The 12,064-nt window shown below is 69.2% G+C and carries 6 protein-coding genes; 2 read left to right on the forward strand and 4 right to left on the reverse strand.

All coding sequences use genetic code 11. From position 1 onward, the window contains the following. Positions 1 to 56: 56 nt before the first annotated feature. The 4 genes from QSJ33_RS05595 to QSJ33_RS05610 form a co-directional block, all read right to left on the reverse strand. Entirely contained in the window at positions 57 to 665 is a 609-nt protein-coding gene (locus QSJ33_RS05595) for a hypothetical protein (RefSeq protein ID WP_285723578.1), read from the reverse strand. 160 nt (positions 666 to 825) lie between these two features. Further along, positions 826 to 4,305 carry a PKD domain-containing protein gene (locus tag QSJ33_RS05600; protein WP_285723579.1) on the reverse strand — a complete coding sequence of 1,160 codons (3,480 nt, stop codon included), beginning with the start codon at positions 4,303 to 4,305 and terminating at the stop codon, positions 826 to 828. A 271-nt stretch (positions 4,306 to 4,576) separates the two neighbouring features. Then, positions 4,577 to 5,695 carry a prephenate dehydratase gene (gene pheA / locus QSJ33_RS05605; protein ID WP_285723580.1) on the reverse strand — a complete coding sequence of 373 codons (1,119 nt, stop codon included), beginning with the start codon at positions 5,693 to 5,695 and terminating at the stop codon, positions 4,577 to 4,579. 183 nt (positions 5,696 to 5,878) lie between these two features. Then, positions 5,879 to 6,325, reverse strand: a complete 447-nt coding sequence (locus QSJ33_RS05610; protein ID WP_285723581.1) for a hypothetical protein — start codon at positions 6,323 to 6,325, stop codon at positions 5,879 to 5,881. A gap of 113 nt (positions 6,326 to 6,438) precedes the next feature. Between QSJ33_RS05610 and QSJ33_RS05615 the strand changes: the two genes are divergently transcribed. Together QSJ33_RS05615 and gltA are read left to right on the forward strand one after the other, a co-directional pair. Beyond that, positions 6,439 to 9,033 carry a CHASE domain-containing protein gene (locus QSJ33_RS05615; RefSeq protein WP_285723582.1) on the forward strand — a complete coding sequence of 865 codons (2,595 nt, stop codon included), beginning with the start codon at positions 6,439 to 6,441 and terminating at the stop codon, positions 9,031 to 9,033. Positions 9,034 to 9,186: 153 nt separating this feature from the next. Continuing rightward, on the forward strand, positions 9,187 to 11,958 hold the full coding sequence (gene gltA / locus QSJ33_RS05620; RefSeq protein ID WP_285723583.1) for an NADPH-dependent glutamate synthase: 2,772 nt from the start codon (positions 9,187 to 9,189) through the stop codon (positions 11,956 to 11,958). The last annotated feature ends 106 nt before the right edge of the window (positions 11,959 to 12,064 follow it).

The following is a 12,064-nucleotide window of genomic DNA, read 5'->3' on the forward strand; positions in this document are numbered from 1 at the left end:
ATTGTGAAGAGGGCCCGGCATGACCGGGCCCTCTTCCGTTCCGGGCGAGCCTGGCGCTAGAACTGGAAGCCGGCGTAGACAGATCCGGACCAGGTGGGGGCCATCGCCCGCAGCGTGTTCGCATCCAGGGCGGAAAGGGGCATCACCTGGGACTGAGAGGTCTTCACGAGAGCCGCCGCAGCCTCGACACCGATGAGGGGGCGGAAGGATCCGGCGCTGAACTTGACGTCCAGGCTGAGGCGGACCCAGGGGCGGAAGTACACATTGTGGGCGTCGATGTAGCCCACCCCCCCCGCGGTCGTGGAATATTGGCCCTTGGGGTTGATGGTCTCGCCCCGCCCTTCGAGGTGGAACCCCAGGTCGACCGCGCTGCCCAGCGGAAGAAGATAGGCGCCACCGAGGGACCAGTAGCTGTAGTGGATCTTGGTCTGGGTGGCATCAAGCACGTTCGGGGGAGGGGTGGAGCTGATGTCCCGGTTGGTGACCATGCGGGCGGAACTCTCGAAGCGACCCCCGACCTCCCAGTACCAGCGGGATTCGTCGATCTGGCCGACGATGCGGATCCCGGGACCCGTCTGATAGCCGGCCTGGTCCTTGACCCCCTGGCCGAGGAGGACGCCGGAAGTCTGGATGGTCTCGCCGAACAGGATCACTCTGGCGTTCAAGGAATCAGCGGTCTCCTGGGCGCACAGCGCCCCCGTCGCAAGAGCCGCTGCCAGGATGCTGAGGGATTTCACGGAACCTCCGTTGCAGATGGGAAAGGGGGGACGACCACGCAGAGTGGCCTCCCATGGGCCGCCCCGGACGTCGGGCCCGGTTTCAGGATCAGGGTGCGACCGGGGTCTGGGGACCGCTGGCCACGACGATGTCCCAGTCGAAGTTGAAGGGGATCTTGTAGGCGTAAGTGAGGTCCACCCCGCTGGAGGTGAGCATCTTCATGGTCGCCGTGGCCGTCTTGATGGCATCCATCCAGTCCGGTCGGTTCAGGGGCCGGGCGGCTGCCACCGGGTGGTTCTTGAGGATCGACTTCACCGCGAAGACAGTGAGGGTCGCTCCGGAAGCGGGGCGCAGCTCGACTGGGACATCGAACCAGCAGTACCCGGGTGCCACGCGATCGGTGGTCTGGGTGGCCGGCGGAACCGGGGGAACCGGCCCTGCGGACGGGGCGTTGCCAGAAGGCAGGTAGGTGCGGGCATCGGTCAGGATCAGGCTGTTCACGCTCTGGGTGCCGCTGGGATAGCTGCCGGGCAGCATGAAGTGCTTGGTGCCGGAGGCATCCTTCAGTTCCACCACCCAGAAGTCGGGAGGCACGGGGTTGAGGCTCGCGTCCTGCGTCGGGTTGTACCAGGTGACGCGGTAGCCACCGAGCAGGCTGCCGTTGAGCGAGCCATCCGCATTGCGGCCACGCTTGTCGACGATGGTGTCCTGGGGAGTCATGAACCCCAGGGCGTCGGTGGCATCCCCGGTGGCGCTCGCCGCGGGGAACGAGGTGGGCGGCTGCTGGGTGGCATCGTCGGCCAGCCAGGTGCGCGCGATGGCCGCGCCCGAGTTGGCATCCCCGCCATAGCTGGGGGTGAAGGCCGTCCAGAAGAAGCGGCCGACCCCCGTCGCGGACGCCGCCGCCCCGGCCAGCCCCACCGGTGCGGAACCGTCGAAGACGCCGCCCCCGCGTACCGTCAGGTCGAAGGCGCTGTTGTCCGGGCTGATGCCCGAGGCCTTGGGCCAGGAACTGGGCTTGCTGTAACGGAAATAGGGGAAGGTAGAGATCGGGGCGATGAACTTCGGGCGGGCGGTGTTCAGCACCAGCGGCCGGGCCCAGACGGTGGACCAGAGGTACTCCGAATAGCTGAAGACCTTCCGGATGTTCGAATAGGAGCGGGTGGTGGGCGCCATCAGGGGCACCCGGTCCGGGTCATTGGGATCGTAGGGCAGGGGCAGGCTGGCGATGCCGCCGGCCAGGGGCGTCGAACCCGGCGCGCCGTAGACGAGGTTGTCGAAGAAGGCGGGCACGGACCCGTTCAGGGGAACGGGATTCAGGGCCTCATGCACATCGAGGGCGGTGCTCTTCATCTGCGCGTCGATGCTCTGCCAAGCCGGGGACAGCTGGTAGGGATCGGTCACGCCGGCTGGCACGCGGAACGCCTGCATGGAGAAGGCCGTGAAGGTTTCGCTGGGCTGGGTATCTCCGGAGTACTTGGCGTAGTCCAGCACGAACCCGAGATCGCTCGAGACGCCCGGGCTCCCCGTGGGGTCACCGTCTCCCAGATCGCCCGACTTGCGGGTCAGGAGCAGCGTGGGCCACTCCGCGAAGAGCTGGTAGGCGGGGACGCCGCTGAGCTGGCCCACGGCGTTGCTCGCCTGGGACCACTGGATGGCCCCGGTGGGATCGTTGGCGGGCACGGACAGCCGATCCAGCCAGCGCTGGTTGGCCGGCGTGGTCCCGAGCACGATGTCCGTGTAGCCGTTCAGCTTGCGCTGGGGGGCGGTGAGCGATTCCGGCGCGAATCCCTGGGCCGTCACGATCTGGAGGCTGGGATTCCAGGGGGCCGTGGCGTTCTGGAAGCTGAAGGTGGAGCTGCCGACCGGGGCGGAGGCCGTCAGGGTGGGATCGGCGTAGGCGCCCGACGGCGCATTGGGGATGCGCATCAGGTAGGTGGTGGCGTCATTCCCGAATCCCGGGATCTCCACGTAGAACGGAAGGTCCGATCGGACAGGGATGTTCACCACTGCCTTCGCCCCGCTGAGCTGGGCCTGGTTCTGGACGTTGTAGGTGTTCGACAGGCCATCCTGGAAGATCTGGATGCTGGCCCCGAGGCCATTGGCAGCCGTGGCCACCGGTGTGAGCGAGGTGTTGGTGTTGTTGTCGCTCTTGAGCCGGTACTGGAAGGACAGGTTGAACTGCTGGGTGTTGATCCCGTCCACCAGCACCTGCTTGGTGGCGGTGGCCGTCCGGCCGAAGGCGTCGGTGACCGTGTAGGTCACGGTCTCGGCGGTGATGGCGCCTGGCGACCCGGCGAATATGACATTCCCGGGGTTATCCCCCGTGGCCACGCTGGGCCCCCCACCCGGGAAGGACCAGGACGTGGTCACGGCATCCTGGCTTCCGGGAAGGGTGGAGGAGCCGGTGAAGGTGAGCTTGCCGTTGAGGGGGATGACCACGTAGGGCGGAGTGATGCCTGCCTGGAGACCCGTGGGGGCCGTACCGCTCGCCTGGGGGGAGAGGATGGTAGCCGTGGGAAGCGTGTTGAAGGTGACGTTGACCAGGCGGGCCTTCGGGGTTGCGGTGCTGTTGGTCGACCGGTTGTCCGTGGCCGTGACGGTGATCGAGACCCCCTTCGTCGTGGCGGTGAAGCCATCCGCATATTTGTGCGTGAGCGCTACGGAAGCGCCGGCGGCCGTGGGTCCGGTGGTCGTGCCGGTGACGGCGGGTGAGCCGTCCCCCCAATCCACCGTGTAGGCGATCGGGTCATTCTCCGCATCCGTCAGCGTGAACCCGAAGTCGAAGGGCTTCGAGGTCCAGGCCACCGTGTTGTCGGTGGCGGGCGTGATCAGGGTGATGACCGGGGCGGAGTTGGTCGCGGACACCGAGTTGATGGTGATGACCGGGCCGGTGGCCACCGGGCTGCTGATGCCCCCCGAATCCGTGACGGTCACGGTCGGGGTGACCTGCCGCTGTCCGACCGTCGAGGCCGCTGGGTAGGTGACCGCGATGTTCCAGTTCCCGCCACCCATGTCCACGGGCGTGGCCTGGGTGGAGCCGGTGTCCCCCGAGACCAGGACCACCCCGCTGGGGGCGATGGTCCCCGTCCCGGTGTTCGTGACATTCACCGTGAACGTGACGGTCACCGCACTGCCGATCGAGGGGTTGACCGTGGTGGCGGCGGCGGGGCTGGTGAAGACCGCCGCGAGGGGCGAAGGCGCGGCCACGACCGACAGGACCCTGGTAACGGGAGAGGATGCGAGCCCGGCCGAGTTCTTGGCCGTCACGGTCAGCGTGGGCGTACCGCTCGTCACGTAGGCATAGGTGCAGCTGCCGGTGGGGATCCCGGACACCACCACGGAAGGGGTCACCTTGCGCGTGCCGTCGCCGAAATCCCAGTCGAATTCCGAGATGCCTCCACCGATGTTGGGGTCGGTGGCCGTGGCGGTGAAGGTATAGGCCCTGTACTGCTGCAGCGAGGCATCGTTCGGAGCCCATCCCTGGAGGGTGGCCACGGGCGGCAGGCTGGTCTGGGGGAGCGTCCCGCCACCGGAGGAGGATCCACCACCTCCGCAGCCGATCACCGTGCCCAAGGCTGCAGCCACAACGAGACCGCGGAATACGTTACCCCACTGATACATGCGCAAACCCCGAAAAGAGGTGGAACATTTCCGTCGATCCTACTAAGGGATTCAATGAAATGACTAGCAGAAAAACAACTTCATTAATAATATATACATTAACAATACAAGTATGGACAGGTATATCCAAAATGGCCCTGGGCCTGGATTCCAGACAGGCTGGGGCGTCCCGGGTGGGGTTTTCACCCGGGGCTCCACGACCCTCCGGACTGGGGAATTGTCTTTCGCCCCTTCCTCACCCCAGGGAGCCATCCCCCGCACCTGGGACGGCCCTCGGGTAGCTGCCTAGCACCTTGAGGGAGGCGCTGGCGGCACGGAGATCGGCCAGGGCCTCGGCCATGGGGGCGTCGGCGGCGTGGCCCTCCACGTCGAGGAAGAAGGCGTATTCCCAGAGGCGCCGCCGGGTGGGGCGGCTCTGGATGCGGCTGAGGTTGAGGCCGCGACGGGCCAGGGGTTCCAGGAGGCGCAGGAGGGCGCCGGGTCCGTCCTGGGCCAGCACCAGGAGGGACGTGCGGTCCCGGCCCGTGGGCTCGGCCTCCTTCGGACCCAGGACAAGGAACCGGGTGGCGTTGGCGGCGAGATCCTGGATGCGCGGCTCGGCCACCTTGAGCCCGAACAGCTCCGCCGCCAGCTCCGAGGCCACCGCGGCCCCTTCGGCGTCCTCCCGGGCCAGGCGGGCCGCCTCGGAGGTGGAGGGCGCCTCGACGCGGTCCGCCTGCGGCAGGTGGGCCTCCAGCCAGCGTCGGCACTGGCCCAGGGCCTGGGGATGGGAATAGACGCGCCGTACGGCGCCGAGGTCCAGTTCGGGCCTCAGCAGCAGGGCTTGGTCCACGGGGAGTAGGATCTCCGCGCAGATGCGGAGGGGGCTGTCGAGGAAGGCGTCCAGGGTGGAATCCACCGCCCCTTCGGTCGCGTTCTCCACGGGCACGACCCCGTAGTCCGCCCCGCCCCGCTCCACGGCCCGGAAGACGGCCTGGATGGTGCCCTGGGGCAGGGACTGGCTGGAGCCGCCGAACTGATGCCGGGCCGCCAGGTGCGTGAACGTGCCCTCCGGCCCGAGGAAGGCCACCCGGAGCGGCTTCTCCAGGCTGAGGCAGGCGCTCATGATCTCCTGGAAGATGGTGCGCACCGCGGGACCGGGGAAGGGACCGGCGTTGGCGGCCTCGAGCCGCGCGAGGACCTCCCGCTCCCGCCGGGGCGCGTGGAAGGGCCCCTCGGGCGCCGCCGCGAGCTTGCGGCGGCCCACCTCCGCGGCGAGGCCGGCCCGCTGGTTGAGGAGGGCCAGCACCTGTTCGTCCACGGCGTCGATGGCGCGGCGGAGATCGGCGAGGTTGGCGGGGTCGGGCCGCTGCATGGGTCTCTCCAGAAAGGAAAACCCCCGAGCCGGGCGGTCTCGGGGGCGAAGGCGGAAGCGGGAAGGGATCTAGACGCCGCCGGCCTCCGCACCCGGAGTGCGGAAGGCGCTGGTAAAGGGGCGGAAGGGGTTCGTCATGGGGGTGCGCCTACCTTGCCCGAACCCCCGGCGTTCCGCAATCCCTCAGCGGCCCAGGCTGTCCAGGGCCTCGGCCAGGCAGGCCTCCCACACCTCGTCCGGAGTCTCCTCCAGGAAGAATTCCACGGCGTGTCCGGCCGGACGGGCCTCGGGGTGGAGGGACCAGGCTTCGAAGAGGGCGTCCAGGGGTGCGGCGTCCAGGGGGTTCCGCCGCAGCTTGTGGGCCTTCCGCGTGCGGTCGGGATCGGGACCGCGGAGGCAGACCCCCTCCCGTCGCGTCGCGACGAAGGTGAAGGCCTGGACCCACTTGCCGTCCATGAGCTGGTTGAAATGCAGGAAGACCCCATGGAGGCTCTGGCTGGTGTCCAGGACCCGGTGCTTCCCCCGCCACTGCCCCGCCCAGCGGGTGACGATGGCCGCCAGCCGCGCCCGCTCGGAGGGGTGGTGAAGGACGCGCTGGGCGGCGTTCAGGAACGGCTCGATGGATTCCACGGTCGGCTCTCCGGCGTCCTCCACCCTACCGCGGGGCAGTCCGTCCTGCCCGCAAGGTTGGGGCGCGTGCCCTGAAAAGACAGCTACCATGGGGACTTCTAGCCTCCCCCCCTATGACCCCGGACCCCCTGAGCCCCGCGCCCCTCCCCCCCCGGCCCTGGGGACCGGCCGCCCTGGTATTCGCGCTGGGGCTCGCCGTCACCCTCTCGCTCTACCTGGCGGACCGCCACCGGCAGGAGCGGCGGGACGAGAACCGCATCCAGCGGTTCATGGACCGGGTGGAGGGGTCCCTCCACAACCGCATGGGCCGGTACGAGGACATCGTCCGGGGGGCCCAGGGCTTCCTGGCGCTGGACCACCAGGTCACCGAGACCGAGTGGCGGGACTACGTCGGAGGCCTGGATCTGCCCCAGCGGCACCCGGGCCTGTCGAGCCTGGCCTACATCGTGCCCGTCCCCAACCAGGAGTTGGACGCCACCCTGGCCCGCCTGCCGCAGCTGCAGGGGCGCTACCACCGGCCCCAGGCGGACCCCATGCCCCTGCGGGCCCCGGACCAGGACCCGGACCGGCTCCTCATCGAGCTCTGCGAGCCCGCCGCCCAGAGTCCCGGGGCCCTGGGCCTCGATGTGGGCGCCAGCCACACCCAGCGGGTGGCGGCCGAGCGGGCGCGCGACACGGGCGGCGCCGCCCTCTCCGGCCTCCTCTTCTTCACCAACGGCAGCGTGCGCCAGGAGGCCGTGGCCCTGTACCTGCCTGTCTTCCGCACGACCACCCCGCCGGAGGACCCCGACGCGCGCCGGGCCGCCCTCAAGGGTTGGGTCTCCGCGGGGATCCTCATCCGCCCCCTCATGGACGACATCCTGCACCGCGAAGACCAGGGCCTCACCTTCGAGGTGCAGGATTCCTTCTCGGCGAAGGGTCCCCGCTGGCTCTACGTGAGCCCCTCCTGGCCCACGGGCGCGGCCCCGGTGGCCGTCCACGACCTGACCTTCGCCGAGCGGGGCTGGCGGATCCGGTACGCCCTGCTGCCAGCCTTCTACCGCACCGAGGGTCGCCACCGTTCCGAATGGGTGCTGCTGGCCGGCCTGGCCGTGTCCGCCTCCCTGGCCCTGGGCCTGGCCTCCCTGGTCGGCACCCGGGCCCGGGCCCTGGAGCTGGCCCGGCACATGACCGGCTCCCTCCACCGCGCCCTGGCCCGGAACCGCAGCCACCTGGAGTACACCCCCCTGGCCGTGATCGAGACCGACCCCGACTTCCTCATCCAGGAATGGAACCCGGCCGCTGAGCGCATCTTCGGCTACACCCGGGCGGAGATGCTGGGCCGCGATCCCAGGATCCTGGTCCCCGACGAGGGCCAGGAGGAACTCTCCCGGCGCCGGAAGGGCCTCGTGGACGGGCGGGGCGAGGGCATCCGCATCTCCCTGAACGTGCTCTGCCGCACGGGCCAGCGCCGCCACTGCGACTGGTACATCACCGCCCTCCAGGACGAGGACGGCCGGTTCGCCGGGGCCACCTTCCTGGCCGACGACGTGACGGACCGCCAGCGGGCCGAGGACGCCCTGCGCCAGTCCCAGAAGCTGGAGAGCCTGGGTGTGCTGGCCGGGGGGATCGCCCACGACTTCAACAACCTGCTCACCGCCATCCTCGGCACCACGGAGATGGCCCTGACGCGGATTCCCGAGGATCCCTGGCTGCGCGAGGCGCTCCAGCGCATCGAGGCCACCACCCAGCGCGGGGCGGACCTGGCCCGGCAGCTCCTCGCCTACGCGGGCAAGGGGCACTTCGCCGTGAAGCCCCAGAACCTCAACCGGATCATCCAGGAGATGGGGGATCTGCTGACGGTCTCCATCTCCAAGAAGGTGGCCCTCCAGTACGACCTCCAGCCCGGGCTCCCCCCGGTGGAGGCCGACAGCGCCCAGTTCCAGCAGGTGGTGATGAACCTCGTCATCAACGCCTCCGAGGCCATCGGCGACCGGCCCGGCACCGTCACCCTCCGCACCCGCGCCGTGGAATGCTCCCAGGCCGAGCTGTCCGCGACCTTCCCCGGGCAGGTGCTCGAACCCGGCCTCTTCGTACGCATGGAGGTGGAGGACGACGGCTGCGGGATGGACGCCGAGACCATCGGGCGCATCTTCGACCCCTTCTTCTCCACCAAGTTCACGGGCCGGGGCCTGGGCCTCTCCGCGATGCTGGGCATCGTGCGCGGGCACCATGCCGGCATCCACGTGGAGAGCGTGCCGGATGTGGGGACCACCTTCATCCTCCTCTTCCCCGCCAGCGAGCACACCGCCCTCGCGGAGGCGACCCGCCCTGCGCAGCCCGCCCCCGCCTCAGGCCTCGTCCTGGTGGCGGACGACGAGGCCATCATCCGGGAACTGGCGCGGGAGGCCCTGGAAGGGGCCGGGCTGCAGGTGATCGAGGCCCGGGACGGCCAGGAGGCCGTGGAGCTGTTCCGCCAGCACCGCGCCCAGGTGGACCTGGTCCTTCTCGACATGACCATGCCCCGCATGGGAGGGGCGGAGGCCTTCCGGCTCATCCGGGAGATGACCCCCTCGGTCCGGGTGCTCCTCACCAGCGGCTACACCCAGCAGGAGTCCCTGGACTCCCTCACCGACCTGCCGCCCGATGGGTTCCTGCAGAAGCCCTTCCGGGTCCGGGACCTGGTGGCCAAGGTGCAGGATGTGATGGCCCTCCGGAAGCCCTCGTAGGATCACCGGATGGGCAAGCGCGCATAGACCAAATCCCGCTAAACCCATATCTTTCAAGCTTCTGTGCCCTGGGTCACAAGTGGCCCGCACTCGGTTTTCAGACACAGAAATCGGAAGCCGGACAGCCCATGCTGGAGGGATCTGGAGGCGTCCATGTCCGACTCGGCCACCCACCTGCTCACCCCTGAGAACCTGCCGGCTCCGACCTGGCATGCCACCCACGACGAGGCCCAGGCGCGCCTGACCCGCATGGCCGAGGCCCTGGGTGCGGCCGACTGGCGGGGGGTGGACGAGGGGGCCCGCTGGATCTACGAGGTGCTCCGCCCCCACAACGAGGCGGAGGAGCGGGAGCTCTTCCCCCTGCTGGAGGAGATCGGCGCCGAGTCCCTCCACCAGAGGCTCTTCGAGGACCACCGCCAGATGTGGGACCTCACCCTCCAGCTCCTCTCCGAGATCAACGAGGGCCAGGCCCGGGCCCCCAAGTCCCTCACCCTCCTGGGCCAGCGGCTGGTGGACCTGGTGCGCGACCACATCGAGGCGGAGGAGGAGCTGATGCTGCCCCTCCTCAAGGGCAAGTCCCTCTACGCCTCCGACGCCGAGACGCAGGACGGCTACCTGATCCTGGAGAAGAAGCTCATCGCCCCGGAGACCTGGTCCTTCATCGTCCAGGCCCCCCAGGTGGCCCGGGGCCGCAAGCCCGGCCAGTTCTTCATGGTCGCCCCCTTCCCCGAGAGCGAGCGCATCCCCCTCACCCTGGCGGGCGGCGACGCGCGGAAGGGCTACATCCATTTCATCATGCAGGAGGTGGGCGTCACCACGAAGGCCATGGGCCGCCTCAGCGCCGGCGATCGCCTCTACGCCGTGGCCGGCCCCATGGGCAGCCCCACGGAGCTGGTCGAGGAGGGCACCATCGTCCTCATGGCCGGCGGCTACGGCTCCGCCGCCATCCTGCCCGCCGCCGAGCTGCTCCACGCGCAGGGCCGCCGCGTCATCACCATCCTGGGCGGCCGCAGCAAGGAGCGCGTGCTGCTGGCCGACGAGCTGGGGGCGAACTCCGCGGAGCTGATCGTCACCACGGATGACGGCACCCTGGGCCGCAAGGGCCTGGTCACCGACGCCCTCAAGGACATCATCGCCCGCGAACCCATCGCCGAGGTGGTGGCCGTGGGTCCCCTGCCCATGATGCGGGCCGTCTCCGACCTGACCAAGCCCCACGGCATCTTCACCCTCGTGAGCCTCAATGCCCTCATGGTGGACGGCACCGGCATGTGCGGCGGGTGCCGCGTCAGCGTGGGCGGCGAGACCAAGTTCGCCTGCTTCGACGGCCCCGACTTCGACGGCCACAAGGTGGACTTCGCCATGCTCCGCAACCGCCAGGACTGGTACAAGGCGGAGGAGCAGTGCGATCCCTCCGACTGCAAGATCGGCCGGGTGGCCGCCACGGGCCCCGTGGATTACTCCCAGTACCTCAACGAGCCCGTGACCGAGCTGGACTGGAAGAACCTCGACCTGAAGGCCATCAAGCCCAGCCAGAAGATGAAGATCCCCCGCCAGGAGATGGCCTGCCAGCCGCCGGAGCTCCGGGTCTGCAACTTCGACGAGGTGAGCCTGGGCCTCTCGCCCGAGCAGGCGAAGCTCGAGGCCGCCCGCTGCATCATGTGCAAGCACCCCGCCTGCATCGAGGGCTGCCCGGTGAGCATCAACATCCCGGCGTTCCTGCAGGAGATCGTCAACGACGACCCCAAGGCCGCCGCCCGCATCATCAAGGAGAGCTCCTCCCTCGGCTCCGTTTGCGGCCGCGTCTGCCCGCAGGAGAAGCAGTGCGAGATCAAGTGCGTGGTGGGCATCAAGGGCCTCCCCGTCTCCATCGGCCGGCTGGAGCGCTACGCCTCCGATTCCATGCTGGGCTCGGATGAGCTGCCCCCCGTGGAACCCGCCACGGGCAGGAAGGTGGCCGTGGTCGGCGCGGGCCCGGCGGGCCTCACCGTGGCCGGCGAGCTCGTGAAGAAGGGCCATGAGGTCACCGTCTACGATGCCTTCCACAAGCCCGGCGGGGTGATGCTCTACGGCATCCCCGAGTTCCGCCTGCCGAACGCCATCGTGGACCAGGAAGTGTCCACCCTCCGCCGGCTGGGCGTGAAGTTCGTCATGAACACCCTGGTGGGCCGCAGCATGACCCTCGAGGACCTCCGCAAGGAGAACGACGCCATCTTCATGGGCACCGGCGCCGGCCTCCCCAAGATGATGGGCATCCCCGGCGAGGAGTACAAGGGCGTCTACACCGCCAACGAGTTCCTCACCCGCATCAACCTGATGCGCGCGGATCTCTTCCCCACCTACGGCACCCCGGTGACCGTGGGGAAGAACGTGATCATCGTGGGCGCGGGCAACACCGCCATGGACGCCGCCCGCGCCGCCCGCCGCATGGGCGCCGAGCACGTCACCGTGGTCTACCGCCGCACCATCAAGGAGTCCACCGCCCGCAAGGAGGAGCTGGAGCACGCCCACGAGGAGGGCGTCGAGTTCAAGTTCCTCTGCACGCCCGTCCAGCTCCACGGGAACGAGAAGGGCTGGATGACCCACGCCGAATGCGCGGTGATGGAGCTGGGCGAGCCCGGCCCCGATGGCCGCCGCAGCCCCAAGATGACCGACGAGCGGATCATGATCCCCTGCGAGACGCTGGTGGTGGCCCTCGGCTTCGACGTGAACCCCCTCCTCGCCCAGACCGACAAGGGCCTCAAGACCCTCAAGGGCGGGGTGGTGGTGGTGGACAACGAGACCGGCGAGACCTCCCTGCCCGGCGTCTTCGCCGGCGGCGACGTCATCACCGGCGGTGCCACCGTGATCCTGGCCATGGGCCAGGGCCGCCGGGCCGCCGCGGCCATGCACCACCGGCTCATGGGGGAACCCACGGTCGCGGTCTGACCACTGACCCATGTGTGACCGATTTTGACCCATCCATCAGGTATGATGGATCCGCTGCATTGCCTGTCTTGATACCTTTTGCCGGGTTTGTCCAAGGGATGCCCGG

The sequence above is a fragment of the Geothrix rubra genome (genome assembly GCF_030268065.1).
Lineage (GTDB): Bacteria > Acidobacteriota > Holophagae > Holophagales > Holophagaceae > Geothrix > Geothrix rubra.

What these genes read in the sequence shown, in the direction of transcription:
- gltA (WP_285723583.1), top strand. Translation starts at nt 9,187, where the DNA reads ATGTCCGACTCGGCCACCCACCTGCTCACCCCTGAGAACCTGCCGGCT.
- QSJ33_RS05615 (WP_285723582.1), top strand. Translation starts at nt 6,439, where the DNA reads ATGACCCCGGACCCCCTGAGCCCCGCGCCCCTCCCCCCCCGGCCCTGG.
- pheA (WP_285723580.1), bottom strand. Translation starts at nt 5,695, where the DNA reads ATGCAGCGGCCCGACCCCGCCAACCTCGCCGATCTCCGCCGCGCCATC.